The sequence below is a fragment of the Polyangium sp. 15x6 genome (assembly GCF_029960785.1).
Taxonomy (GTDB): domain Bacteria; phylum Myxococcota_A; class Polyangia; order Polyangiales; family Polyangiaceae; genus Polyangium.
On the sequence record NZ_JASBQE010000047.1, the window covers coordinates 72,782 to 94,460 of the forward strand.

Consider the following 21,679-nt stretch of genomic DNA (forward strand, 5'->3'; position numbering starts at 1 on the left):
GCGTGGATCCAGGCTCGCGCACGACGTGGTGTCGCAGGGTACATCGAGCCCGGCAAAGGACCGAAAGGGAGGTCCTCGCGCGGCGTGGCTCGCCGTCCGAGGCCGTCCGGGGGGCGGTTGACGGAGGGGCCCGAGGTCGGGCACCGTGGCTCTCGTCGCATCGACGGGAGGCGCGCATGACGACCAGGGCCGGTGTCGGTTTCTCGAACGAATCGTCCTCGACCGACGCGGGGACGGCGGCCGCGCAAGAGGCGCTGCGCACGCTCGACAGAGGGGAAGCCGACATCGTCTTCGTCTTCGCGTCGACGAACCACGACTACGGCAAGCTCCTGCCCGCCATCCGCAAGATCACCGGCCCCGTGCCGCTCGTCGGGTGTTCGACCGCGGGCGAGTTCACGCACGCCCACGTCGGACACGGCTCGGTGGCCGTGATGGCCGTCAAGAGCGACGTCATCCGGTTCCGCGTGGGCTTCGGCCGCGGCCTCAAGAACACGCGCCAGGGCGCGACGACCGAGGCGCTCCGATCGTTCGCCGCCGAGCATCGCGCCGCGCGCGCGGCTGGATTCGGTCACGCGACGTGTATCGTGCTGAGCGACGGCCTCGCCGGGCAAGGCGAGGACATCGTCGAGTCCGTCCACGCGAGCGCAGGGATGCTCGCGCAGGTCGTCGGCGGCGCCGCGGCGGACGACGCGAAGTTCGCCCGGACCGATGTGTTCCTCGACGAGCGGCACTTCACGGACGCGCTCGTCGTGGTGTCCGCGTTCTCGAAGACGCCGATCGGCATCGGCGTGAGGCACGGCCTGACGCCCGCGTGTCCGAGCATGATCGTGACGCGCGCCGTGGACAACGTGATCCACGAGATCGACGGCCGCCCGGCGCTCCACGCCTACGAGCGTTTCGCGGCGGACAACCGCGAGTCGTTCACGGAAGCGAACCGCGATGCGTTCATGATCACGCACGAGCTCGGCATGCTGACGTCGAGCGGCGAGTACAAGATCCGTGCGCCGCTCAAGGCGACCGAGGACGGCGCGATCGTGATGGCCTCCGAGGTGCCGGTGGGCGCGAGCGTCACGATCATGCGCGGCAGCGAGGAAAAGCTCGTGTCGGCGGCGGAGCATGCCGCGCGCAGCGCGCTCGCGAACCTCGCGGGGGGTCGGCCGGGCGCGGTGATGGTCTTCGACTGCATTTGCCGCCGGATTTTCCTCGGCGAGCAGTACAAGCGTCAGGTCGACGCGTTCCGCTCGGTCGTGGGTCAGGACGTGCCGCTGATCGGCTGGGAGACGTACGGCGAAATCGCGCTCACGCCCGGGCAGCAGTCCGGCTGGCACAACTCGACCTCGGTCGTCGCGATCTTGCCCCACTGAGGCAGACGATCCGGGTTGAAAAACGGTCCGACCGATCCGAAGCTGAGAAGCGGAGAGCAAGTGGCTGACAAGACGGATTCGAACGAGCAGAAAGAGCGCGATCCCGCGGCACGCCGCGCGGTCACGCGGCGCAAGATCGACGTCTACCTCGATCGCATCGTCAACGACGTCGAGGCCATCGCGCGAGGCGATGACGGACGCGAGCTCTCGCCCCCGCCGGCGGACGAGCCGCGCGCGGCCCGCCTCCACGCGGCGCTTTCTTCGCTCGTCGAGTCGAACCGGAAGGCCGGCCGCGGGATCGTCGCGGCGACGCGCTTCCGCACGCTGGGCCAGCAGGTCGCGGGCACGCTGGCGGAGCTGCTCGCGAGCACGCGCCAGCAGGCCGCGAGCGGCAGCCAGCAGGCCGGGATGGTCAACGACATCACGACGACCATCGAGGAGCTCAACGAGGTCGGGATCCAGAACGTCGAGAAGGCCGAAGGGATCATCCAGATCGCCGAGCAATCGGAGCAGATCTCGCAGGACGGCCAGCGCGACGTCGTCGCGGCCATCGAGGGCATCGACCGGCTGCGCCAGCAGGTCGAGCTCATCGCGGCCAAGATCCTCGACCTGACCGAGCGCACGCAGCAGATCGGCGAGATCATCAGCAGCGTCAACGAGATCGCCGAGCAGAGCAAGCTGCTCGCCCTGAACGCCTCGATCGAAGCCGCGAAGGCCGGCGAGCATGGGCGCGGCTTCGCCGTCGTTGCGCTCGAGATCCGCACGCTCGCCGAGCAGTCGAAGCAAGCGACGCAGCAGGTGCGCTCGATCCTCGGCGAGATCCAGAAGGCGAGCCACAGCGCCGCGATGGTGACCGAGGAGGGCTCGAAGGCCGCGACGGAGGGCAGCTCGAAGGTGCGCCGCATCGGCGAGCGCCTCGGGCAGCTCGTCTACGTCATCAACCAGACGACACGCGCGGCCCGGCAGATCACGGGCGCGATGCGGCAGCAGAGCCTCGGGCTCGAGCAGATCGCCCAGGGCATGAAGCAGATCAACATGGCCACGCAGGAGACGAAGATCAGCGTGGAGCAGGCCGAGGTCGCGCTCGATCGGCTGGCCCGGTTGACGGAGCCGATCCGGACCCACGACCACGGCACGGAGGCTTGAGCTTGGACGGCGGGGTGACGAACCTCGTCCTCACGCGGATGGGCGGCCGCCCGTGCGCGATCCCGTGCGAGCACGTGGTCGAGATCATCCCGCGTGTGCAGCTCGATCACGTGCCCGACGCGCCGTCCGAGGTGCTCGGCGTGATCAACCTCCGCGGCCGCGTGGTGCCCGTGATCGATCTGCGCGGGCGGCTCTCGCAAGTGAAGCCGCTGCCGTTCTATCAGCACCTCGTGATCGTCCGGGCCGCGAATGGAAAACTCCTCGGGCTCGCGGTCGACGAGGTCCGGGACGTGGTGACCGTGCAGGAGGACGCGATCGAGAAGCCGGGCGATATCGCCGGCGTACGTTCGCCGGGCGTCGTGCGTATCGAGGACGACCTCGTGCTCGTGCTCGGTCCGGAGGACGCCTACCATGGCTCGAGCTGAGGCCCGGCGCGCCCCGGATCCGGGTGTCGTGCGGCGCCTCGGCGAGCTCTTGCGCGCGCGGACGCGGCTGCAGATGCGCCCGCGCAACCTGGAGATCCTCGAGCGCGTGGCCGAGCGTCGCGCTGCCGAGCGCGGCACCCCCGTGGGCGCGTACCTCGAGCACGTGATCCTCTCGCACGACACGGCCGAGCTCGAGTCGTTCATCGCGGAGATCACGGTCGGCGAGACCCACTTCTTCCGCGGCCCTCCGCAATTCGAAGCGCTTCGCAACGAGATCGCCCCGTCGCTCCTCCACAAGCGCCGCAAGGAGCGCGTGGTCACGGCGCTCTCGGCCGGCTGCGCCACGGGCGAAGAGGCCTACTCGCTCGCGATCGTGCTTCGCGAGGCCGCGATGAACGACACGTTCCGCGTCGAGGTCACGGGCATCGACGTCAACCCGCGCGCCCTGCAGAAGGCCGAATCCGCGCGGTACTCGGCGTGGTCGCTGCGCGACGTCCCCGAGGTCGTGCGCCGCATGTATTTCCGCACCGAAGGCGAGAGCTTCCAGCTCTCCGAGGACGTGCGCCGCCTCGTGCGCTTCCGCCGCTTCGGGCTCACCGAAGGCCCGCTCGTGAACGTCTTTCCGAAGGGCTTCGATCTCATCACCTGTCAGAACGTCCTTTACTACCTGGAGCCCGAAGCGCGGCCCGAGGTGATCGCCTCGCTCGCGGCCGCGCTCGCGCCGGGCGGCGTCTTGATGTTCGGCCCCGTGGACCACGCCGGTGACGTGCCCGGGTGCCGAGCGGTGCACGTGGGTGAGGTCGTGGTGCACGAGCGCTTCGGGCCCGTGAGCGTGCCGCCTCCGTCGCCGCGCGGCCGCAGGTACGCGCTCCTCTCGATCCCGCCTGCGCCCTTGCCCGAGCTGCGCATGGAGGCCGCGGCCGCGCCTCCGAGCGTCCCCGCAGCGCCGCCGCCTCCGTCGCCCGAGCCTGCGCCCGAGGCTCCGGCTCCGGCCGCGGCGCCCTCGCTCGCGAGCGCCTTCGCGCACGCCGACGCGGGGAACCTCGAAAACGCCCTCGCCGAGCTCGAAGCGCTCCTCGAAGAGGAACCCGAGGAGCCGCGGGCGCACTTGCTGGAAGGGCTCCTCTTGGTCGAGCTCGGCGGCTTCGAAGCAGCGCTCGACGCCTTCCGCCGCTGCGTGTACCTCGATCCGTCGATGATGCTCGCGCACGCGGGCGCGGCCGTCGCGGGCCTTCGCCTCGGCCGCCCCGATCTCGTCGAACGCCACGCCGCACGCCTGCGCGCCCTCACGGTCGCGCGCGGCAAGGGCGCCGACGCGCCGATCGAAGGATGGGACGGCATGACCGTGGGCCGGCTGCTCCGGCTGTTTCGAGACACCGAGATCCAATGAGCGCCCGGGAAGAGAGCGTCTACGAGAAGCTGCGCACCTCGCTCGCCGAGCTCGAGGAGAAGCTGCGCGAGGGCAAGAGCGGCGAGCGCGAAGTCCATCCGCGCATCCTCGCCGAACGTACGCGTCGCATCGCGCGTGAGCCGACGCGCCTCGAGCGCGCGCCCGACTCCATCAGCTGCATCGTCTTCGAGCGAAGCGGCCGGCGCTACGCCGTGCAGCTCGAGTCCGTCGACGAGGTCGGCCCGATGAGCCGGATCACGCGTGTCCCTGGCGTGCCCGACTATTTCCTCGGCGTCGCGGCGCGCCGCGGCCGCATCGTCGCCGTCGTCGATCTGCCGCTGCTCTTCACGCCCGACGCGCGCTCCGAGACGTCTGCCGAGCACCTCGTCATGGCGTCGAACGCGGAGGTCGTCTGCGCGGTGGCGGCGGACGCGCTCCACAATATCATCGAGGTCAACCGCCGCACGATCGCCAAGGCCATGCCCACGTTTCCCCCGCTGGTCCAGCGTCACACGCTGGGCGTGCTCGAGGATCGCACCGTCGTCCTCGATCTCGGATCGCTCCTTTCCGACCGCTCGTTGCGCGTCGAGGAGCGCGGCTGATGGCCCTCGACGACGCGGCGTTCGAGGCCCTCTGCGAGACCCTTCGCAACGAGGCCGTCGAGCAGGTCGAGCGCATCGGGACGGCCCTGCTCCTCGTGGAGCGAGGCGCCGAGGGCAGCGCGCGCGAGCAGCTCATCGACGAGGCGTTCCGGCAGGCGCACAACATGAAGGGCGCCGCGAGCTCGCTCGGGTTCGCGCACACCGCGCGCCTCGCGCACGCGATCGAGTCCGTGCTCGCCTCGCTCCGCGCGATGGACTACGAGCGCACGCCCGAGGTCTTCGACACGCTGAACGCGGGCCTCTCGACCGTGCATCACGCGCTCCGCGTGGATCCGAACCCGGATCCGGATCCCGTCATCATGGAGGCGATCGAGGGGCTCGAAGCCGTGCTCCTCGCGTCGAAACCCTCGCCGGGCCTGCCCTTGCCGGCGCCGCCGCCTCCGCCCGTCGTGCGGCCGGTCGATGGGATCACCGTCGCGACGAGATCGAGAAGCCCCCAGTCGATCCTGCGGCAGCACCGAGCCGCCGCCGAGGCCGCGGCGCCGTCGCGCAACGTGGGCCCGGGCTACAACGAGCCGAAGACGAAGCACAGCGAGCCGCCGCCGAACCCGCACGCGGGCGGGCCTCTCGTCTCCTCGCATTACGATGCCGCCCCGCTCCCTGCGGGCTTCGGTCCTCCGCCCGTCGCGTTCAGCCCTCCCGCGATCGGCCCCTATGGACCACCGACGGGATACGTCGCGCGCGCGGACCTCGCGATCCCGGGCGGCGTCACGCCGCCGCCGGCGCCCGTCGTCACGCCTGGAACGTCGGGCGGCGTCAACGCGCCCGGCACCTCCGCGGGCTCGCCCGGCACTTCGGCCGGCGTCGCGGTGGCCGCGGCCCGTGCGAGCGCTGCAGGCAGCGATCGCGGCGCGAACCCGACGGGGCAACTCCCGAAGATCCCGAACGCCCCTGCGCCGCTCCGCTCGAGCACCGAAGAGACGCTGCGCGTCTCCATGAAAAAACTTTCGGCGCTCATGGCGCAGGTCGGCGAGCTCCTCGCCGCGCGCGTGCGCACCGATCAGCGCCTCGCCGAGCTTCGCGCCGTCCTCGCCGCGGAAGAAGAGCGCCTCAAGGCGCAGACCGCGATCCGCGCGATGGTACGCGACGAGGCGCCGGCGAAGCTCGAAGGCTGGTCCGAGCGCCTCGTCGAGGTCCAGAACGAGGACCTCGAGCATGAGCGGCTCCTCGTGCGCAGGCTGCGCGAGATCGTCCGCGCCTTCGAGGCCGACGCGCTCCAGTCGACGATCCTCTCGGGTCAGCTCCAGGAGGACATCCGCCGCATCCAGACCTTCCCGCTCGCGAGCGTGCTCGAACCGCTCCCGCGCGCGGTCCGCAACATGGCGCGCGAGGCCGGCAAGATGGTCGACCTCGTCATCACGGGCGCCGAGCTCGAGCTCGACAAGAAGGTCCTCGAAGAGCTCCGCGATCCGCTCTACCACCTCCTCCGCAACGCGATCGATCACGGCTGCGAGCACCCGAGTGTTCGCGCCGCCGCGGGCAAACCCTCGCGCGGCACCATCCGCATTCGCGCCGAGCACCGCGGCGACGTCGTCACCATCACGGTGAGCGACGACGGCCCCGGCGTGGACATCGCCGGCGTGCGCCGCGCGGCCATCGCGTCGGGCCTCGCGACCGCGCTCGAGGCGGCGGAGTTGCCCGAGCACCGCGTCCTCGAGATGCTCTTCGCCCCGGGACTCACGACGCGATCCGAGGTCGGCGAGCTCTCGGGCCGCGGCGTCGGACTCGACGCGGTCCGCACGAACATCGAGCGGCTCCACGGCACCGTCACGGTCGAGTCCCGGCAGGGCGTCGGGACCTCGTTCGTCATCGTCCTGCCGCTCACGATCTATGTCGTCCACTCGCTGCTCCTGCGCGTCGGCGAGGAGCAGTTCGCGATGCCGATCTCCTCGATCCAGCGCATCTTGCGCATCAGCGCCTCGGATGTGCTGGAGGTCGAGCGCACGCACGCGATCGTCGTCGATGGCCGCCCGATCGCGCTCGTCCCGCTGGCCACGCTCCTCGGCTTGCCGGTGGAACTGCCCCCGCCGCCCGAGCGCATCCCGGTTCTGGTCATCGGCATCGGCGAAACCCGATGCGCGCTCGCGGTCCGGGAGATCGTCAGTGATCAGACGGTCCTGGCGAAAAACCTCGAACCGCCGCTGGTTCGTGTACGGAACATCGCAGGTGCGACCATCCTGGGGGACGGCCGCGTCGTGTTGATGTTAAATCCCATCGATCTCCTCCGCTCGGCCTCCGGACGCGATGCCGACCGCTTCCGGGCGCTTTTGCCGAGGGTCGAAAACCGCCCCAAGCCGAGGCTCCTTTTGGTCGACGATTCTTTCACCACCCGCGCGCTCGAGCGATCGGTGCTCGAGGTCGCCGGCTTCGATGTCGTAGCGGTCGCCGACGGCAACGAGGCGCTCTCGGCGCTCGAGCTCGAGACGTTCGACATTGTCGTCAGTGACGTTTCGATGCCCGAGATGTCCGGGCTCGAGTTGTGCTCGCAGATCCGGCAAAACGATCGCCTTCGAAGGCTCCCGGTCGTCCTGGTCACGTCGCTCGGATCCGACGAAGATCGCCGCGCTGGCCTCGCCGTCGGCGCCGACGCCTATATCGTCAAGAGCGAGTTCGATCACGAGGTGTTCGTGAAGACCGTGAACGAGCTCGTGGGGAGGGCTTGATGGCACGCGTTCTCATCGTCGACGACTCGGTCGTGATGCGCGACATCGTGCGCGCGCACCTCGCCGGACTTGCGCTCGATCTCGAGGTCGCGAGCAACGGTGAGGATGCGCTCGCGCGCATCGGCACGTCGAGCCAGCCCTTCGACCTCGTCATCACCGACTACGCGATGCCCAACATGAACGGGCTCGAGCTCGCGCGCCGCGTGAAGGAGAGGGGAGGCACGCTCGCGCCGAAGGTCATCCTGATCAGCGCGAACAAGGAGCTCCGCGAGCGCGATCTTCTCGCCACGGGCTACATCGACGCCTTCTTCCCGAAGCCCGTCGATGGCTCGCAGCTTGCCGCGCGTGTCTCCACGATCCTCGCGCTCACCATCCCGTCTGCGCCGGTCGTCCCTTCGAGCCGCAGGGTGCGCCCCGTGATCCGCGTGGTCATCGCCGACGACACCGAGGTCGGCCGCACGCTGCTCGCGCGTGTCCTCAAGGTCGATCCCGAGATCGACGTCGTCGGCATGGCGCGCGATGGTCAGGGCGCCGTTGATCTCGCCGTGCGCGAGAACCCGCAGATCATCCTGCTCGACGCGATGATGCCCGGCCTCGACGGCGTCGCCGCCACCCGCCGCATCATGGCGCTCGCGCCGACGCGCGTCGTCATCGTCTCCGATCAGCAAGGGAGCCGCCCGGCCGCGCAGATCTTCTCCGCGACCGAGGCCGGCGCGCTCGACGTGATCGCGCGGCCGAGCTGGGGCGATCCGATGGGCCCGCAGGCCGTCGCCTTGCGCGACAAGATCAAGATGCTCGCCGAGATCCCCGTGGTTCGTCGCTGGGCCGACGGACCGCGCTCGGTGCGATCACGCCGCGGCAGCAGCCACCGCGCGCAGAACCGCGCCACCGTCGTCGGGATCTGCGCCTCGACCGGCGGCCCCGCGGCCATCGCCGCGATGTTGCCGGGCCTCGCCGCGGCCACCTCGTCCGTTCCGGTCTTGATCGTGCAGCACGTCCTCGCGGGCTTCGACGAGGCGCTCGCCGAGTGGCTCGCCGAGGTCACGCAGCTCCCCGTTCGCCTCGCCACGCACGGCATGCCTTTGCGTGGCGGCGTCATCGCGCTCGCCCCCGAAGGCAAGCATCTCGTCGCGCAATCGCCGCTCACGATCGGCGTCATCGAGGGCCCGCCCGTCGGCAATCATCGGCCCTCGGGCACGCCGCTCTTCGAGTCGCTCGCGCGCCACTTCGGTGACGGTGCCCTCGGCGTGATGCTCACGGGGATGGGCAACGATGGGGTCGAGGGCCTGCGCGCAATCAAAGCGGCCGGCGGAAGTGTGCTCGTCCAGTCGCCGGATTCCTGCGTGGTGAGCGGGATGCCCGGAGCCGCGATTTCCCGCGGTTACGCGGATGCCGTTCTGTCCCTCGACGAACTCGGCCCCGAAATCGTCGAGCGCGTCCGTGCACCGGCGCGCTCGCGTCATTGAAGGAGCAAAGGAGCTGATATGGTTCCTCCGATGCAGGAGCCGGAGCTCCCGGAGCGGCTGGGGAAGTATCAAATCATCCGCAGGCTCGCCTATGGCGGCATGGCCGAGGTACTCCTCGGCCGCCTGACGGGGACCGACGGCTTCATGAAAGAAGTCGTCGTCAAGCGGGTACTGCCTCAGTACGCGTCGAACAGCGAGTTCATCGCGATGTTCCGCGACGAGGCGCGCATCACGGCGCGCCTTCATCACGGCAACATCGTGCAGGTCGTCGAGTTCGCGGAGGAGGGCGGCCAGTACTACCTCGTGCTCGAGTACGTCGACGGCCCGAGCCTCGGCGCCGCGCTCTACGAGCTCCGCAAGCGCGGCGAGCGCCTCAGCATCCCCGAGGTCGCGCACATCGCGGTCGAGACCGCGCGCGGCCTCGACTACGCGCACCACAAGCTCGGCGAGGACGGCCGCCCGCTCCTCATCGTCCATCGCGACGTGAGCCCCTCGAACATCCTCCTCTCGCGCGAGGGCGTCGTGAAGCTCGCGGACTTCGGCATCGCGCGCGCCCGCGAGCGCCTCTCGCCCACGCAGGGCGGCGCAGGCACGCTCAAAGGCAAATTCGCGTACATGGCGCCCGAGACCATCTTGCGCGGCCGCCTCGACGCGCGCTCGGATCTCTTCTCGTTCGGCGTGGTCCTCTTCGAGATGCTCACGGGTCGGAGCGCGTTCACCGGCGAGACCGAGGCGCACACCATCCAGCGCGTCACGACCGAGGACTTGCCCCCCGCGTCGAGCCAGAACCGCGCCGTCCCGCCCGAGTTCGACGAGATCGTCCATCGCCTTCTCGATCGCGACCCGGACAACCGGCCTTCACGAGGCCTCGAGATCGTCGACGCGATCGGCAAGCTCCGCCTTCATACCTCGCCGCCGCCGAGCGAGCTGCTCATGGAGACGCTCACGCGCCTCTTCCCGATCCACCGACACGAAGCTCGTGATCGGGCCACGGTTCGTCCGGCGAAACCGCGTGTCATCGTCGTCGACGAGTCGCGCACGCTGCGCGCGCTCGTGCGTGCGAGCCTCGGCCAGCGGTACAACGTCATCGAGGCCTCGACGGGCGACGAGGCGCGCTCCGCGATGCGTGGCGCCGTCCCCGACGCGGTCGTCTGTCAGCGGACGCTGCAGGGCATGTCGGGGCTCGAGCTCTGCCTTGCGATGCGCGAGAACCCGCGCCTCGCCGACGTCCCGTTCATCTTGCTCGCGTCCGACATCACGCCGGAGCTCGAAGCGGAGGCGCGGGTGATCGGCGTGCAAGCCGTCCTGCCGAAGCGCTTCGATCCACGCCAGCTCGAAGCTACGCTGCAGAAGATTCTCGAATCTTGACGGGGGCCGATCGGGCGGCCGCTCGTCATTTCCTGGGGGAGGGGAGCGCGGCATGAACGACACGGAGCGCCTGTTCCGACAGCGACCTCGCTCCGACGAGGAGCTCTACGAGCGGCTCGCGGAGATCACGAAGGACGAGCTCCGCAGGGACCTCGTCGCGCGCCTCGCCGCGCAGGGAGCGCTCCCGCGCGAGGTCCCGCTTTACGTGCGCGCCTTCTCCTTCCTCGGCCTCACCACGTCGGACCTGCCCGCGCTCACGAGCGTGCTCCTCGACGCGCGGGCGCCGATCGAGGGGCGCGCCGTCGCGCTCGCGCTCGTGCGATCGGTCGATCCGACGCGCGCGCAGGAGCTCGCGCGGCAGGTCACGCAGGCCGAGCTCCTCGCGATGAACGACGCGCAGCTCCTCGTGGTGATCGCGGGCCTCGCGGCGACGCCCGCGCGCTTGCCCGAGATCACCGAGAAGATCGCCCGCCAGCCGCTCGAGTCTCGCCTCGCGCGCTTCGAGCAGATCGATCGCCTGCGCAAGCGCGCCCGGGTTCCCGCGGCATTTCTTTACGAGGACCTCGTTCGTCGAGACGACCTCGGCATCGGCGACGTCGCCGTCGATCGCATCGTCGAGGAGGGCGGAGCTTCGGCCGTGTGGCTCTGCGAATCGCTCTGGCACGAGGCGTCGAGCAAGGCGCCGCGCGCGCGCTGGGCCGATGTCCTGGCGCGTGTTTTCCGTTCGTCGACACGTCCGAACGTGGAGGGCCCGCGCGCCCTCGCGTTCGCCTCCGAGCGGAGCGAGGACGGCGCGCGCACGGCCGTGCTCTCCGTCGAGAGCCCGCTCGATGGTTCTCTCACGCTCGCGCGCGTGCGCGTGGACGCGGGCGGCGCCCTCGCGGGCGGCGTGCTCACGACGCTCGCGGACGAACGTGACCTCGAAGATTGGCTCTCCGAAGGTCCGGAGCTCTTGCCTCGTGTACCCGCGCCGATGGCCTCGGTCGCGCCCTGGGTCGAGGACGCCATACGCCGCACGAGCACGCCGCCGCGCTCCGCGCTGCACCTCTTCGCGGCGGCGTGCTGGTTCTCGCTCGCGGCCCGTAGTTAGCAGGCTGTCGAGAAACTTGCTGCGCGCCCAGGATCGTCGGTCGTCGTCCTCGGAATACGCCTGTATTCCTGCGTCCTCCTCCCTAGCTCCAGGACGCTCGCGGCGTTTCTCGACAGCCTGCTAACCCACGATCGCGTCGTCCACTTCGACGCCCACGGGGCAGTGATCGCTGCCTGTCACGTGTGGCGAGAGGAACGCGCCCTTGAGGTGCTTCGCCGCGCCTTCCGACGCGAGCACGTAGTCGATGCGCCACCCCACGTTCTTCGCGCGCACGCCGAACCGCTGGCTCCACCACGAGTAGTGCCCGGGCCCCGGCTCGAAGACGCGGAACGTGTCCACGTAGCCGGCGCGGATCCATCGGTCGAGCTCCTCGCGCTCCTCGGGCGTGAACCCGCTCGTCTTCACGTTGTCCTTCGGCCGCGCGAGATCGATCTCGCGGTGGGCCGTGTTGAAATCGCCCATCACGAGGATCGGCTCGCCGCGGCGCCGCCGCGCCTCCAGCACGTCGAAGAGGCGCCGGTAGAACGCGAGCTTGAAAGGGATGCGGCTGTTGTCACGGTTCGGCCCGCTGCCGTTCGGGAAGTACACGTTCGCCAGCGTGAGCCGCCCGTAACGCGCGATCTGCACGCGCCCCTCGGCGTCGAACGCCTCGTCCTTCAACGACGTCGAGATCCGGTCCGCGGGCAAACGCGAGAGCAGCCCCACGCCGCTGTAGCCGGGCCGCTCGGCCGCCGAGAACGCGCGTAGCCACGCGCCGCCGATCGACTCCAGGCACGGCCCGAGCTGCGCCTCCTGCGCGCGCACCTCCTGGATGCCCACGATGTCGGCCTGCACGTTCGCGAGCCACGTGCAGAACCCTTTCCCCAGGACCGACCGCAGCCCGTTCACGTTCCAGCTCACGATCTTCATGTGTCGAAGACTGCTCTCTAGGGTTTGGCCGGGCCATGTCAAGCGAATCCGGCCTCCCGCCGTCGCCGCCGGACGCTCGCTCGTTTTTACCCGCGCGGCGGCTCGCGTGTCGAAAGCACCCGGACATCCCATCGAGGAGGGACTCGCATGCACACGCGCACTTTCGCCATCGCCCTGTTGATCCCCGCCGCGCTCGCCACCACGTCCTGCCGCAAGCAAGAAGAGATGACGACGGCCGAGGCGCTGCAAGCCGTGCAGGAGGCCAGCATCTCGGGCGACGCCGAGAACGTCATCTCGGGGAGCATCGAGATCTCCACCGACTTCACCATCGGTCAGGCCGCCGAGGCCGCGGCGCAGGAGATCCGCGACTTCGTCACCTCCGAGCTCCCATGCGCCGCCGTCACGCTCACGGGCGCCACGCTCGAGGTCGAGTACGGCAAGAACCCCGGGAGCTGCACCTACAAGGGCAACACGTACAGCGGCACGCACGCGATCACGGTGACGAAGAACGACATGAGCGACGTCGTCGTGAATCATACGTGGACAAAGCTTTCGAATGGTCGCGTCGAGGTGAGCGGCACGGCCGAGGTCACCTGGAGCGCGGCCGACGAGACGCGCCACGTCGTGCACGAGCTCGAGTGGACGCGAATCGAAGACGGCAAGACCGGCAAAGGCACGGGCGACCGCACGATGCGCGCGCTCGAAGGTGGGCTCGTCGAGGGGTTTCGAGTCGACGGCTCGCGCGCGTGGACGGGGCAGGGCGGGACGTGGGATCTCTCGATCGAGGGCGTCGAGTTCCGCTGGGTCGACCCCGTGCCGCAGGCGGGGACCTACAGGCTCGCGGATCCGAAGGAGCGCTCGATCGCGATGAGCTTCGAGCGCGTCGACGAGGACACGATCAAGGTCACCGTGACGAGCGGCGCGAAGTCGTTCTCGTTCGACGTCTCGAAGGCGGGCGCCGTCTCCGAGTCCTGATTTCCCGCGGCGACGTGGCGAGCGTACACTCCGTACCTTGGGCGTGATCGATCCCTCGCGACCCGCGTCGCGCCCGAGCCGGGAGCCATCGAATGATCGTCGTCGACATCAAGCGGCTGATTCGGAAGTTGTCTCGCGCCTGCGTGACGGCGCTCGAGGGGGCGGTCCTGCGGACCGTGAACGCGAAGAACCCCGAGGTCACGCCGGTGCACATGCTCCTCGCGCTCCTCGACGACGCGACGTGTGATGTCTCGATCGTCGTCGAGCAGCAGGGCATCGATCGCGCGGCGCTCAGGCATGCCCTCCTCGCAGCCGAAGCCGCTTTGCCGGGAGGGCACACGGGTCGGCCGATCTTCTCGCCGGTGCTCATCGAGCTCCTGCAGGACGCGTGGACCTTCGGCTCGATCCGCCACGAGTACACGACGGTCCGCAGCGGCATGCTCCTCGCGCTGATCCGCCGGATGCCCACGCGATACGACCTCGCCGCGATCGATCGCCACGTGCGCCCCGGTGCCGACGCGGCACCGGACTCCACGGCGCTACCGCGCATCTGCGCGACCTCGGGCGAGGCGCAAGAAGCGGCGCGGCCGCGCGCTCCGCAGAGCAACCTGCCGGGGCCGCGCGAGGAGGTGCTTTATCGTGTCCGCGCGGGCGACACCTTGCTCGGCGTCGCGCGGGAGTTCGCGCTCGACGTCGAGCAGGTGGCCGAGGAGAACCGGCTGCACATCCACGACGAGCTCCTGCCCGGGACCCTCCTGCGGCTGCGCGTGCTGCCCGACGTCATCGAGCAGAACGACGCCGCGGCCCGGCGACTTCACTAGCGACCCGCCGGACGAACCGGGACGTGGCAGGGGAGCGCGAAGCAGGCGGACAAAAGCAAAACAGCCGAACCCTTTCGGGATCGGCTGTTTTGTACTGCATACAAGGGGAGCGGGGTGGACGGGACTCGAACCCGCGGCCTCCGGCGTGACAGGCCGGCGTTATAACCGACTTAACTACCACCCCAATGTGGCGAACTGCGTGTCGCTGTTTCGTTCTCGCTGACGGGGCCGGTGTCTACCAGCCTTGTTTCCCGTTTGCAAGCCCCTGTTTTCTTTTTTTTTTCCGCCTCCGACTCTCATCAAACTTCGATGAGGAGCCGGGTGGGCGGGACAGGGGTCGAACCTGCGACCATCGGCTTGTAAGGCCAACGCTCTACCGCTGAGCTACCCGCCCTGTCGGAGAGGCCGCGGAGTCTACTCGGGGAGCCTTTTCCGTCAAGAGTTTTTTTTCTGGGGCGGATCACGCCACGCCAAACTTCCGCCTGCACGGACAATCGGGCTAGAGTCGACGCGCGGGCGCACAATCGACGGCGCGCGCCTTGGCCGCGACGGGCGGCCCGAGGAGGAACGGAGAGTCGCATGACGGAGCGGATCGGCATTCTCGCGGGCTGGGAGCAGTCCTTCCCCCAGGCGTTCATCGAGCGCTGCAACCGGGTCCCGGGCATCCAGGCGGAGTTCGCGAAGATCGGAGGGACGCCGGAGCGCTTCGTCTCCCCGTATCGCGTCCTCGTCGACCGCATCAGCCAGGAGGTCAAGCACTACCGCTTCTACCTCAAGGCCGCGGCCCTCGGCGGCTCGTACGTGATCAACGACCCCTTCTGGTGGAGCGCCGACGACAAGTTCTTCGGCTACTCGCTCGCCTCGCGCCTCGGCGTCGCCACGCCGCGCACGGTGATGCTCCCGCAGAAGGACTACATCCCCGCGATCGACAAGAACCGGTCGCTCCGCAACCTCGAGTTCCCGCTGAACTGGGACGCCATCGTCGAGTACGTAGGGTTCCCCGCGATCCTGAAGCCCGCCGACGGCGGCGGCTGGAAGGACGTGACGGTCGTGCGCACCCCGATGGATCTGCTCCGCGCCTACGACGCCTCGAACCTCAACGTGATGACGCTGCAGGAGTTCATCGACTTCGACGACTACGCGCGCTGCATCTGCATCGGCCGCGAGCGCGTCCTCACGATCCAGTACGACCCGAAGCAGATCGGCCCGACGGGCCTCCGCGGTCGTTACATCTTCCGCGACCAGGAGCGCTGGCTGCCGCAGGACCTGCACGACCGCATCGTCAACGACGCGCTGCGCCTGAACCACGCGCTCGGCTACGACATGAACTCGGTCGAGTTCGCCATCAAGGACGGCGTCCCCTACGCCATCGACTTCACGAACCCCGCGCCCGACATGCACATCGAGCACCTCGGCGAGCGCTTCTTCGACACGGTCACCGACTGGATGGTCGACTTCTGCGTCCGCGCCGCCAAGGAGGGCCGCACGATCCGCGACCGCTACGCCTGGAGCAAGATGGCGGCCGAGGTCGACCCCATCCGGTGGGATAGAGGCACGTGACCACCCACGAGCGGCCGTTGAAGCACCCCTTCACCGCCGCGCTCGACGCAGCCGTCGACCGCTACCACGACGCGCTCACGGCTTACGTGGATCGAGGGGGCGAGGATCACCTCGCCCTGCTCGAGCGCATGGTGGCGCGAGGCGCGGTCTTCGCCGGTCGGCCTCTCTGCACGTTCCTCCGCCCGAACTTCATCCTCCGCGCCCAGTACAACCTGCTCGTCGGGGCGCTCAGGCACTTCCGCAGCGCCGTCATCAAGGCGAAGGACCTCATCCTCGCAGACCCCACGCTCCTCGAGCTCATGGGCCTGACGGACGGCGAACGGCGGCTCCTTTCCTACAACCCCGCGTTCGAGTCCGTCGGCGTCGTCACGCGCCTCGACGCGGTCCTCACGGGCCACGATCTCTCGTTCGTCGAGCTCAACGCCGAGGGCGCCTTCGGCCCGAGTTATGCCGACAGGCTCACCGAGCTCTTCGAGGCCTTCCAGCCGATGCGCGAGTTCGCCCGCGTCGCGCTGGCCAGGCCCGTCTATGCGGGCAACTCTCTCGTCGGCTCGATCCTCGACGCTTGGCACGAGTTCGGCGGGACGCACGTCCCGAAGGTCGCCGTCGTCGACTGGCAGGAGGTCGCGACGCGGACCGAGTTCGACATGATCTGCGAGCGCTTCCGGCTGCACGGCATCCCGGCGCGTTTCGTCGATCCGCGCGAGCTCGAGTATCGCGACGGCAAGCTCTCGGCGAAGGGCGAGGAGATCGATCTCGTCTACCGCCGCGTGCTCACGAGCGAGCTGCTCGGCCGCGAGGACGAGGTGCGCCCGCTCATCGAGGCGTACAAGGCGCGTGTCGTGTGCGTCGTCAACAGCTTCCGCGCGAAGCTCCTCGACAAGAAGGTCCTCTTCGCCCTGCTCTTCGATCCGCGCGTGACGGCGCTCTACACGAAGGACGAAAGCGTGGCCGTGCGCCAGTTCATCCCCTGGACGAGGCGCGTCGAGGAGGTGAAGACCGAAGGGCCGGACGGCGTGGAGATCGACCTCATCCCGTGGGCCCGCGACAACCGCGCGCGCCTCGTGCTCAAGCCGAACGACGAGGTCGGTGGTCGCGGCGTGGTGATCGGCGCGAACGTGGAGAGCAGCGTGTGGGAGCGAGCGCTCAAGCTCGCGCTCGTCGATCCGTCCGTTTTGCAGCGCCGCGTTTCGTTACCGACGTCGATGTTCCCGGAGGTCGGCGCGGCGGGCGAGCTCTACTTCTCGCGGCGTCACATCGAGCTCGATCCGATCCTGTTTCGCGGCGACCTCGGCGGTATGCTGAGCAGGTTATCCGCGACGAACATGTGCAACGTCCATGCGGGGGCGGGAACGGTCCCCACGTTCATCATCGAGGGAGATTCATGAGCACCACGGTCCAGGGTCTGCTCGACGGTCAATTCACGCTCGGCATCGAGGAAGAGTTCCAGATCGTCCACCCCGACACGCGCGAGCTCCGCTCCTACGTGAGTCAGCTCCTCGAGGGCGGGAAGCACTCGATCCTGCGCGAGCGCGTGCGGCCCGAGATGCACCAGTCCGTCGTGGAGACGGGCACGGGCATCTGCCGGGACATCAGGCAGGCGCGCCAGGAGATCTGCGAGCTGCGTGGTGAGCTCAGCGCGCTCGCGGGCAAGCACGGCCTGCGCATCGTCGCGGCCGGCACGCACCCCTTCAGCGACTGGAAGAAGCAGGAGATCACCGACGGCGAGCGCTACAAGGTGATCGTCGAGGACCTGCAGGACGTCGCGCGCGCGAACCTGATCTTCGGCCTCCACGTCCACGTCGGCATCAAGGACAAGGAGGTCGCGATGGCGCTCGCGAACCAGGTCCGTTACTTCCTGCCGCACATCCTCGCGCTCTCGACGAGCTCGCCGTTCTGGCTCGGACGCGCGACGGGCCTGAAGAGCATCCGCAGCGAGATCTTCAAGCGCTTCCCGCGCACGGGCATCCCGGGCCACTTCGACTCGTACGCGCAGTTCCAGTCGTACGTCGATCTGCTCGTGAAGACGGGCTGTATCGACAACGCGAAGAAGATCTGGTGGGACGTCCGCGCCCATCCGTTCTTCGACACGGTCGAGGTGCGCATCTGCGACATGACGACGCGCATCGACGACACCGTCGCGCTGACGGCGCTCATCCAGGCGCTCATGGGCAAGCTCTACCTGCTCTACCGGAAGAACATGGGCTTCCGCGAGTACGCGCGCGAGCTCATCGAGGAGAACAAGTGGCGCGCGCTGCGCTACGGCATCGACGGCCAGCTCATCGATTTCGGCAAGCAGGAGCAGTTGCCCGTGCGCGTGCTCATCGGCGAGCTGCTCGATTTCGTCGAGGAGGCGGCGGTGATCTTCAAGTCCGAGGCCGACCTCGACCGCGTCCGCGGCATCCTCAAGGAGGGCACGAGCGCCGACAAACAGCTCGCCGTCTTCCAGAAGACGCAGAGCGTGCAGGCCATCGTCGATCACCTGATCGAGCAGACCGCGATGGGCGCCTGAGCCCCGCGCTTCCCCGCCTCCGCACCTCTCCGTTTCCCGCCCAAAAACCAAGAAGATACGGCTACTTGACCTTCGGTCAGGCGCCTTTCGTCACCGAGGATTTCTGTCCGGGCCCTCCGCGGTGATACCGTGCGCTCGTGGGTACGAAGAGCGCGTTGCATCGGATCGCCGCCCTCGCCGTGACGGGGCTCGTGGTGACTGTGGGAGCGGTGAGCTGCACGTCCACGGAGTTCATCCAGGAGCCGCCGGGCCAGCCGAGCGATCGCGCCTCGGGCGCGGTGCCCGCGGGCGCGATCGGCGTGTGCAAGCGCGAGGGGACGAAGCGCCCGCCCGTCGTGAGCGAGAAGCTCTGGGAGCACGCCAAGCCGTGCACGACGAAGACGCCCGAGAAGTACATCCGGCTCGGCTACTCCGACAAAGAGGACCCCGGCGTCGAGCAGCAGAACGAGCAGATCCTCGCAGCGCTGCGCGAAGGGCCGAAGGAAGACGGCGGCAACAACCAGTTCGTCGCGATGCTGCGGGGCGTGCGTCAACGCTCGCTCGACATCCCCACGCTGCGCTACCGCGTCTCGCGCGACTCGACCTCGGCAGGCGCCTGCGACTTCACGTACATGCTCAACACGATGGGGAAGTCGCGCGAGAAGATCGAGCGCGACGCCTGCACGGCCGAGGTCTTCGATCCGGAGGAGCGCAAGGAGGTCTGCCTCTTCGACAAACCCGAGGGCCTGTGGCTCACGTCGGGCTGGGCTTGCCTCATGAACGTGCGCGCGCTCGGGTCGGATCAGTCCTGCCATCGTTTGTGTGCATACGATGATTACTGCGCGCGGCAGGTGAGCTGCGCGGGCGCGGACATCGATCTTTTGCTCTGCTCGATGGGCGTCTGTTTGCCCGAGCAGACGGGCCTGTACTGAGGAGGCGCGCGGCCCGTCACGAGGGCGGCGGGCTAGTCGCCGTACGGATCGTTCGGGTCGACCTTGGGCGCGGCGTTCGTCGGCGCCGGGGCCGTCGTGGCTCCGCCCGGCAGGCGTGACGGCGGCTTCCACCACGGGGGCGGATACCAGAGGCCATCGATGCGCTTCCAGCCGCCGCCGGGGTTCGACGGGAGAAACCTGTAGCCGCCGCCGTCGGGCAAGCCGCCGTCGAGAGCGTCGGAGCCGGCGTCACCCGCGTCGGTGCCCGCATCACCCGCGTCGCTCCCGGCGTCGCCTGTGTCGGATCCCGCGTCGCTCGACGCGCCTGCATCGAGGGCCAGCGCTTCCTCGCTCGGCGCGCTCGCGCTCGTCGCGGCACTCGCGCTCGGCGCGGGCGCGACGCTCGCAGGCGGCGGAGGTGGCGCGGGCGCGGCCGTGGTCTTCGGCGAAGGCAAAAGCCAGCGAAGCGCCGGCGGAACGAATGGCTCGGCCCAGGGCAAGTGGCCCAGGTGCAGTGCAGCGCCCGCGCCGCCGAGCGCCGCGACGAGGGTGAGGCCGAGCCATGGCCAGACCGATCGCTTGCGCTTCGACGTGACGAGCGCCGGCGCCGCGGACGGCGGGGGAGGGGGCACGCTCGGGACGACGATCGCCGGCGGCGGAGGCGGCACGGACTCGCCGTCGTCGAGTGAGATCGGGATGATGCCTTCGAGCGAAGCGCCGCGCGACGACGGCGTCCCGCCGCGCGACGACGGCGTCCCGCCGCGCCTTCGCGACGTAGGCCCTTCGGTCCGCCGCGACGCAGGCACCTCCGCGGCTTCGAGCCCGCGCGTATCCGCGGCCTGGATCGCGGCGGTGAGCTCGGCGCGACGTTGCGCCGAGCGCTCGCCCATCAGCTTGCTCACGAACGAAGACATGTCGCCGTCGGTCACGGCCGCGCCGATGGCGTTCGTGATCTGATCGAGCGCGCGTTGCATCTCGGCGCAGTCGGACCAGCGATCCTCGACGCGCTTCGCGAGCGCGCGCATGACCACGGCCTCGAGATCGGGGCGCACCGAGGGCACGAGCTCGCGGACCGGGACGGGCTCGGTGCCGACGATGTTGTCCATCGTCTGCTTGTCCGTGGTCGCCTTGAACGGGTGACGCCCGGTGATCATCACGTACATGAGGATCCCGAGCGAGAAGATGTCGGAGCGACGATCGAGCCGCTCGCCGCGGATCTGCTCGGGCGACATGTAGTGCGCTTTGCCCTTCATCATGCCGGGCACGCGCGTGATGGTGACGCTCGCCGTGGCCTTCGCGACGCCGAAGTCGACGATCTTCACGATCCCGTCGTACGAGACCATGACGTTCGCGGGGTTCACGTCGCGGTGCACGAGGCCGAGCGGGCGGCCGTCGTCGTCGCGCATCTCGTGCGCGGCGTGCAGGCCCGCGCAGGCGCTCGAGAGCATGCGCAGGAGCAAGGGGAGGGGGAAGCCGCCTTGATCCTTGGCATTGCGGTTGATCACGAAGAGCGACTCTCCGTTGATCCACTCCATCACGATGTAGAGCACGCCGTTCTCGTCGCCGAGGTCGAGGATCTCGGCGACGTGCGGGTGCCGGATGCGCGCCGCGAGCCGCGCCTCGTCGAGGAACATCGCCTCGAACTCGGGATCTTCCGAGAGGCCCGGCAGCATCGTCTTGATGGCGACGATCTTCTGGAAGCCGCGCGAGCCGACCATGCGAGCGGCCCACACGGCGGCCATCCCGCCGTGCGCCACGGGCATGAGGATCTCGTAGCGTCCTAGCGTGACGCCGGGCTTGAGATCTCGGTTATGAAGCAACAACGAGGATCCTCTGGGATGCGTCGTCCTCGGCAGCGGGACCGCGAAGGACAAGGGGACCGAAGGCTACCGCGCATGGGAGGGTGTCACGATCGCCGCTCGCGGCTCAAGAGGAAGCAGCGGAATCGCCATGCGAAGGCGAGTGCGCGCACGGCGAGGGGGGCGAGTGAGGAAAATTCGAGCGGTTTCCAGCAGAGCCGCGGCGCGCGTCGGGGCGGGCCCGTGCGCGGCGGGAGACGGCGCGAGGAGAGTCGTGGTATTGGGCAAACTGCGAGGCAAACGAGCGCGACGACCATGGTTGATAGCCCGATCCCGGCCCCGAAAGACGACGACGACGAGGATGTCCACTGGGCGCTGTCGACGGCCTCCGCGCTGTGGGGCCGCGGGGAGCGAGCCGAAGCGCTGCGCTGGCTGAAGCGCGCCGCCGAGCAGGCCTCGGACGCGGACAAGGACATGCGTTCGCTCGAGCTCTTCAAGGCGGCCGCGGACATCGCGCCCTTGCTCGCCGCGGCGCCCGCGCCCGCGCCCGCGCCGCAAGCCGCGCCTGCGCCGGAGCCGGCCCCCGCGGCGCCTCCCGCGCCCCCACCGCAAGCCGCG

General features: G+C 69.3%; 17 protein-coding genes, 2 tRNA genes and 1 pseudogene. 16 read left to right on the plus strand and 4 right to left on the minus strand.

The window, feature by feature from the left end; all coding sequences use genetic code 11:
* The first annotated feature begins 176 nt into the window (after positions 1–176).
* From QHF83_RS29880 to QHF83_RS29920, 9 genes are read left to right on the plus strand one after another with little or no spacing between them, the layout of a single operon-like run.
* Positions 177–1,364 carry an FIST N-terminal domain-containing protein gene (locus QHF83_RS29880; RefSeq protein ID WP_282421386.1) on the plus strand — a complete coding sequence of 396 codons (1,188 nt, stop codon included), beginning with the start codon at positions 177–179 and terminating at the stop codon, positions 1,362–1,364.
* A 60-nt stretch (positions 1,365–1,424) separates the two neighbouring features.
* Complete coding sequence (locus tag QHF83_RS29885; protein ID WP_282421387.1) at positions 1,425–2,510, plus strand: methyl-accepting chemotaxis protein; 1,086 nt, start codon at positions 1,425–1,427, stop codon at positions 2,508–2,510.
* 14 nt (positions 2,511–2,524) lie between these two features.
* On the plus strand, positions 2,525–2,935 hold the full coding sequence (locus QHF83_RS29890; protein ID WP_282421388.1) for a chemotaxis protein CheW: 411 nt from the start codon (positions 2,525–2,527) through the stop codon (positions 2,933–2,935).
* Complete coding sequence (locus QHF83_RS29895; RefSeq protein ID WP_282421389.1) at positions 2,922–4,325, plus strand: CheR family methyltransferase; 1,404 nt, start codon at positions 2,922–2,924, stop codon at positions 4,323–4,325. Before QHF83_RS29890 ends, QHF83_RS29895 begins: the two co-directional genes overlap by 14 nt.
* Positions 4,322–4,927, plus strand: coding sequence for a CheW domain-containing protein (locus QHF83_RS29900; protein ID WP_281314792.1), 606 nt, complete (start codon positions 4,322–4,324; stop codon positions 4,925–4,927). The genes QHF83_RS29895 and QHF83_RS29900 overlap by 4 nt, the downstream gene beginning before the upstream one ends.
* On the plus strand, positions 4,927–7,650 hold the full coding sequence (locus QHF83_RS29905; RefSeq protein WP_282421390.1) for a response regulator: 2,724 nt from the start codon (positions 4,927–4,929) through the stop codon (positions 7,648–7,650). Before QHF83_RS29900 ends, QHF83_RS29905 begins: the two co-directional genes overlap by 1 nt.
* Entirely contained in the window at positions 7,650–9,116 is a 1,467-nt protein-coding gene (locus tag QHF83_RS29910; protein ID WP_282421391.1) for a chemotaxis protein CheB, read from the plus strand. The genes QHF83_RS29905 and QHF83_RS29910 overlap by 1 nt, the downstream gene beginning before the upstream one ends.
* 30 nt (positions 9,117–9,146) lie before the next feature.
* Positions 9,147–10,484 carry a serine/threonine-protein kinase gene (locus QHF83_RS29915; RefSeq protein ID WP_282421392.1) on the plus strand — a complete coding sequence of 446 codons (1,338 nt, stop codon included), beginning with the start codon at positions 9,147–9,149 and terminating at the stop codon, positions 10,482–10,484.
* A 52-nt stretch (positions 10,485–10,536) separates the two neighbouring features.
* Positions 10,537–11,574, plus strand: a complete 1,038-nt coding sequence (locus QHF83_RS29920; protein ID WP_282421393.1) for a hypothetical protein — start codon at positions 10,537–10,539, stop codon at positions 11,572–11,574.
* 120 nt (positions 11,575–11,694) lie between these two features.
* Here the strand turns inward: QHF83_RS29920 and QHF83_RS29925 are convergent, their stop codons facing one another.
* Complete coding sequence (locus tag QHF83_RS29925) at positions 11,695–12,483, minus strand: exodeoxyribonuclease III (RefSeq protein WP_282421394.1); 789 nt, start codon at positions 12,481–12,483, stop codon at positions 11,695–11,697.
* Between the two features lie 147 nt (positions 12,484–12,630).
* Here QHF83_RS29925 and QHF83_RS29930 point away from each other — a divergent pair, with 147 nt between their 5' ends.
* Positions 12,631–13,458: a hypothetical protein gene (locus QHF83_RS29930; RefSeq protein WP_282421395.1), complete on the plus strand. Its 828-nt coding sequence runs from the start codon at positions 12,631–12,633 to the stop codon at positions 13,456–13,458.
* Positions 13,459–13,550: 92 nt separating this feature from the next.
* The gene (locus tag QHF83_RS29935; protein ID WP_282421396.1) at positions 13,551–14,279 is read left to right on the plus strand and encodes a LysM peptidoglycan-binding domain-containing protein; all 729 of its coding nucleotides are present in this window, start codon (positions 13,551–13,553) and stop codon (positions 14,277–14,279) included.
* A 110-nt stretch (positions 14,280–14,389) separates the two neighbouring features.
* Here QHF83_RS29935 and QHF83_RS29940 read toward each other — a convergent pair.
* Both QHF83_RS29940 and QHF83_RS29945 read right to left on the minus strand, forming a co-directional pair.
* Positions 14,390–14,463: transfer RNA gene (locus QHF83_RS29940), tRNA-Asp, on the minus strand.
* 138 nt (positions 14,464–14,601) lie between these two features.
* A tRNA-Val gene (locus QHF83_RS29945) sits at positions 14,602–14,673 on the minus strand.
* 185 nt (positions 14,674–14,858) lie between these two features.
* Between QHF83_RS29945 and QHF83_RS29950 the strand changes: the two genes are divergently transcribed.
* The 4 genes from QHF83_RS29950 to QHF83_RS29965 all read left to right on the plus strand — a co-directional run bounded on the left by QHF83_RS29950 (position 14,859) and on the right by QHF83_RS29965 (position 19,262).
* A complete protein-coding gene (locus tag QHF83_RS29950) occupies positions 14,859–15,839 on the plus strand; it encodes a hypothetical protein (protein ID WP_282421397.1) in 981 nt (326 codons plus the stop codon).
* Positions 15,836–17,227 (plus strand): hypothetical protein, encoded by a 1,392-nt coding sequence (locus tag QHF83_RS29955; RefSeq protein WP_282421398.1) that lies wholly within the window; start codon positions 15,836–15,838, stop codon positions 17,225–17,227. The genes QHF83_RS29950 and QHF83_RS29955 overlap by 4 nt, the downstream gene beginning before the upstream one ends.
* Positions 17,224–18,351 carry a carboxylate-amine ligase gene (locus tag QHF83_RS29960; protein ID WP_282421399.1) on the plus strand — a complete coding sequence of 376 codons (1,128 nt, stop codon included), beginning with the start codon at positions 17,224–17,226 and terminating at the stop codon, positions 18,349–18,351. Before QHF83_RS29955 ends, QHF83_RS29960 begins: the two co-directional genes overlap by 4 nt.
* Positions 18,352–18,488: 137 nt before the next feature.
* Complete coding sequence (locus tag QHF83_RS29965) at positions 18,489–19,262, plus strand: hypothetical protein (protein WP_282421400.1); 774 nt, start codon at positions 18,489–18,491, stop codon at positions 19,260–19,262.
* 32 nt (positions 19,263–19,294) lie between these two features.
* Here QHF83_RS29965 and QHF83_RS29970 read toward each other — a convergent pair whose 3' ends face one another.
* A complete protein-coding gene (locus QHF83_RS29970; protein ID WP_282421401.1) occupies positions 19,295–21,082 on the minus strand; it encodes a serine/threonine-protein kinase in 1,788 nt (595 codons plus the stop codon).
* A 294-nt stretch (positions 21,083–21,376) separates the two neighbouring features.
* Between QHF83_RS29970 and QHF83_RS29975 the strand changes: the two are divergent.
* Positions 21,377–21,679 (plus strand): annotated as a pseudogene (locus QHF83_RS29975) (hypothetical protein); the annotation flags it as partial.

Bases quoted from the DNA above. Each gene is read 5' to 3' on its own strand.
- QHF83_RS29880 (WP_282421386.1), top strand. From the start codon at position 177: ATGACGACCAGGGCCGGTGTCGGTTTCTCGAACGAATCGTCCTCGACC.
- QHF83_RS29895 (WP_282421389.1), top strand. From the start codon at position 2,922: ATGGCTCGAGCTGAGGCCCGGCGCGCCCCGGATCCGGGTGTCGTGCGG.
- QHF83_RS29900 (WP_281314792.1), top strand. From the start codon at position 4,322: ATGAGCGCCCGGGAAGAGAGCGTCTACGAGAAGCTGCGCACCTCGCTC.
- QHF83_RS29905 (WP_282421390.1), top strand. From the start codon at position 4,927: ATGGCCCTCGACGACGCGGCGTTCGAGGCCCTCTGCGAGACCCTTCGC.
- QHF83_RS29910 (WP_282421391.1), top strand. From the start codon at position 7,650: ATGGCACGCGTTCTCATCGTCGACGACTCGGTCGTGATGCGCGACATC.
- QHF83_RS29915 (WP_282421392.1), top strand. From the start codon at position 9,147: ATGCAGGAGCCGGAGCTCCCGGAGCGGCTGGGGAAGTATCAAATCATC.
- QHF83_RS29920 (WP_282421393.1), top strand. From the start codon at position 10,537: ATGAACGACACGGAGCGCCTGTTCCGACAGCGACCTCGCTCCGACGAG.
- QHF83_RS29925 (WP_282421394.1), bottom strand. From the start codon at position 12,483: ATGAAGATCGTGAGCTGGAACGTGAACGGGCTGCGGTCGGTCCTGGGG.
- QHF83_RS29930 (WP_282421395.1), top strand. From the start codon at position 12,631: ATGCACACGCGCACTTTCGCCATCGCCCTGTTGATCCCCGCCGCGCTC.
- QHF83_RS29935 (WP_282421396.1), top strand. From the start codon at position 13,551: ATGATCGTCGTCGACATCAAGCGGCTGATTCGGAAGTTGTCTCGCGCC.
- QHF83_RS29950 (WP_282421397.1), top strand. From the start codon at position 14,859: ATGACGGAGCGGATCGGCATTCTCGCGGGCTGGGAGCAGTCCTTCCCC.
- QHF83_RS29960 (WP_282421399.1), top strand. From the start codon at position 17,224: ATGAGCACCACGGTCCAGGGTCTGCTCGACGGTCAATTCACGCTCGGC.